Consider the following 3,323-nt stretch of genomic DNA (forward strand, 5'->3'; position numbering starts at 1 on the left):
CAGAACGCGTTCGTACTCCGTCAAGGCATCCGCCGGGAACACGTAGGCGTGGTGGTGGCGCTGTGCATCGTCAGCGACGCCCTTCTGATCCTCGGCGGGACCGCCGGAATCGGCGTCCTGGTGTCCAGCTTTCCCCTGGTGCTTGATGTGCTGCGGTGGGGCGGGGCCGCGTATCTGACCTGGTGGGCAGTCCGCTCGTTCATGTCAGCGCTGAAGCCGGCTGCCCTCACCGCCGAGGCACCGAGGAGCCGCGGCTCCGTCGTCGCGACCACCCTCGCGCTCACGTATCTCAACCCTCATGTCTATCTCGACACCGTGGTGCTCCTCGGCAGCCTCGCCAACGCGCAGGGCGACGGGACGCGGTGGGTCTTCGCGGCCGGCGCGGTCGTCGGGAGCATCATCTGGTTCTGCGCGCTGGGTTACGGAGCCCGTGCACTGTCCGGAGTGCTCAACAGTCCGCGTACCTGGCGAGTGGTGGACGTGGTGATCGGCGTGGTGATGCTGGCGCTTGCGCTCAAGCTGGTCCTGGGCTGAGCCCTGCGCGCTTCTGCTCCTTCGACCACTCCGCTGACGCTAGAGTTAAGCCAAAGACGCCACGCACCAGACCGAGGAGACTCATGGCACACCCGGTAAACCAAACACGCGACGACCGTAAGTCACGGCCTGAGCACTCCGGCGAAGGAAAGCTTGGCGCGACCATCGTCGCATTCGCCCTGATGATCATCCTGTTCGCGGGCTCGATCTACTCGCTCACGTTCTTCGAGCGCACCAACGTGTGGCCGTTCGCAGTCTGCCTGGTGCTCTTCTTCCTGGCGTTCTGGATCCCGCAGACCATCCTCGGCCGCTCGGATACCGGGTACCGCATGGCCAAGGGCGACCGCAAGGCCTAAGCCCTTCGTTCACGCAAAGGGGACCGCTTCACTGAAGCGGTCCCCTTTCGCATTCCCGGGAACAGATCCCGAATGTTACGCAATGTGACGGCGGGGAATAACCACCCGCCGTCGACTGCTGGAATGAATAGCCCGCACCCGGGCACCACCGTTCAAGCGTCAAAAGGATGTCCCACATGATTTCTCGCCGTCTTCCGCTGCTCGGCGCCGCGACCGCCATCGTCCTTGCGGTTGCCGGTTGCGGTTCCTCTGCTTCCTCCGAGACCGCTTCGGAAGGGGCCACCGAGACCGCCGGCGGCACCACCCTCGCTGAGATCCAGGAGTCGGGTGTGCTGACTGTCGGCACCGAAGGCACCTACAAGCCGTTCACCTACCATGAGGGCGGCGCCGGCGAGCTGACCGGGTACGACGTCGAAATCATCACCGCCGTCGCCGAGAAGCTCGGTGTCGAGGCCGAGTTCGAAGAGACCCAGTTCGACGCCATCTTCGCCGGGCTGGAGGCAGGCCGCTTCGACGTCGTCGCCAACCAGGTCTCGATCACCCCGGAGCGCGAGGAAGCCTACGCCTTCTCGGACCCCTACACCTACAGCAACGGCGTCATCGTCACCACCGCCGACAACACCGACATCACCTCCTTCGAGGACCTCGACGGCAAGACTACCGCGCAGTCCCTGACCAGCAACTGGTACGAGCTGGCAGAGGAAAGCGGCGCTACGGTCGAAGCCGTTGAAGGCTGGGCGCAGTCGGTGACCCTCCTCGAGCAGGGCCGCGTCGACGCCACCATCAACGACGAGCTGACCTTCCTCGATTACCAGAAGTCCACCCCGAACGACGCCATCAAGGTCGTAGCGGAGACCGAGGAACAGTCCCGCAGCGCACTGGCATTCCGCAAGGGCAGCGATGACCTGGTCGAGGCCGTCAACACCGCACTGGAGGAACTCCGCAGCGAAGGAACGCTGACTGAGATCTCCGAGAAGTACTTCGGCGAAGACGTCAGCGCCGAGTAACGATCACGACGACGGCGGGCACCGGCTGCGGCAGGTGCTCGCCGTTTGCGTGTGCAGGCTCCTCGAAGAAACCACTGGGATAGCGTAGGAACTTATGGACATTGACTGGGACCTGGCCCTGACATCCTTCTGGCCACTGGTTCAAGGCGGCCTCACCGGAACCATCCCCCTGTCTCTGGCGTCCATGGCCTTCGGTCTGGTTCTTGCGCTTCTGGTGGCGCTCATGCGCCTCAGTGGGAACCGTCTGGTCTCATGGATCGGACGTGCCTATGTTTCGGTGATCCGCGGTACTCCCCTGCTGGTCCAACTGTTCGTTATTTTCTACGGGTTGCCTTCCATTGGGCTCACCATCGATCCGTGGCCGAGCGCCATTATCGCGTTCTCGCTGAACGTCGGCGGCTACGCGGCGGAGATTATCCGGGCCGCCATCCTCTCGGTCCCCCGGGGCCAGTGGGAAGCCGGGCACACGATCGGCATGTCCCGCACCCTGACCCTGCGGCGCATCATCCTGCCGCAGGCCGCACGGGTGTCGGTGCCGCCGCTCTCGAACACGTTCATTTCGCTGGTGAAGGACAGCTCGCTCGCGTCGCTGATTCTCGTGACCGAGATGTTCCGCCAGGCCCAGGAAATAGCCGCGTTCAGCCAGCAGTTCATGCTGCTCTATATCGAGGCTGCGGCGATTTACTGGGTCATCTGCCTTGTCCTTTCGGCAGGGCAGTCCCGACTGGAGAAGAGGCTGGACCGCTATGTCGCGCACTAACGGTGAACTGGTGTTGCAGGTCGAGGGGCTGCGGAAGTCCTTCGGGGATAACGAGGTGCTCCGCTCGATTGACCTGTCCGTCCCCTCCGGCGGCGTCGTCGCCCTGGTGGGCCCTTCTGGATCGGGCAAGACGACGGTGCTCCGCTCCCTCAACGGTCTGGAAATTCCCGACGGCGGCCGCATCACCTTCAATGGCGGCCCTGCCGTGGACTTCGGCGGCGGTGTACCCAAGCGGCAGATCGCCGCGCTGCGCGACCGCAGCGCCATGGTGTTCCAGCATTACAACCTCTTCCCGCACATGACGGTCCTTGAGAACGTGATTGAGGGTCCGGTGCAGGTACAGCGCCGGTCAAGAGCCGGCGCCGTCAGCGACGCCGAGGCGCTGCTGGCTCGCGTGGGGCTCGCGGAGAAGAAGGACCAGTACCCGCACGAGCTGTCCGGCGGCCAGCAGCAGCGCGTCGGGATCGTCCGTGCTCTGGCCCTGAAGCCGACGCTGCTCCTGTTCGATGAGCCGACGTCAGCCCTTGACCCCGAGCTGGTGGGCGAGGTGCTCTCCGTCATCAAGGAGCTCGCCGACGAGGACTGGACCATGGTGCTGGTCACCCACGAACTCGCCTTCGCCCGGGAGGTCGCTACCGAGGTGGTCTTCATGGACGGCGGCGTCGT

5 protein-coding genes are annotated in these 3,323 nt (G+C 64.6%); all 5 read left to right on the plus strand.

The features are described from left to right. Positions 1 to 534 (plus strand): LysE/ArgO family amino acid transporter (locus RIF85_RS15245; protein ID WP_309072752.1); only part of this gene is annotated, 534 nt, incomplete at its 5' end. An 83-nt stretch (positions 535 to 617) separates the two neighbouring features. Further along, a complete protein-coding gene (locus RIF85_RS15250; protein ID WP_309072753.1) occupies positions 618 to 890 on the plus strand; it encodes a hypothetical protein in 273 nt (90 codons plus the stop codon). Between the two features lie 176 nt (positions 891 to 1,066). Continuing rightward, complete coding sequence (locus RIF85_RS15255; RefSeq protein ID WP_309072754.1) at positions 1,067 to 1,897, plus strand: amino acid ABC transporter substrate-binding protein; 831 nt, start codon at positions 1,067 to 1,069, stop codon at positions 1,895 to 1,897. Between the two features lie 100 nt (positions 1,898 to 1,997). After that, complete coding sequence (locus tag RIF85_RS15260) at positions 1,998 to 2,657, plus strand: amino acid ABC transporter permease (protein ID WP_309072756.1); 660 nt, start codon at positions 1,998 to 2,000, stop codon at positions 2,655 to 2,657. Beyond that, positions 2,644 to 3,323, plus strand: a 680-nt coding sequence (locus RIF85_RS15265) for an amino acid ABC transporter ATP-binding protein (RefSeq protein ID WP_309072755.1), incomplete at its 3' end; no start/stop codon positions are given. The genes RIF85_RS15260 and RIF85_RS15265, both read left to right, overlap by 14 nt.

Source organism: Arthrobacter sp., assembly GCF_031179385.1.
GTDB lineage: Bacteria > Actinomycetota > Actinomycetes > Actinomycetales > Micrococcaceae > Arthrobacter_D.

Bases quoted from the DNA above. Each gene is read 5' to 3' on its own strand.
- RIF85_RS15255 (WP_309072754.1), top strand. From the start codon at position 1,067: ATGATTTCTCGCCGTCTTCCGCTGCTCGGCGCCGCGACCGCCATCGTC.
- RIF85_RS15250 (WP_309072753.1), top strand. From the start codon at position 618: ATGGCACACCCGGTAAACCAAACACGCGACGACCGTAAGTCACGGCCT.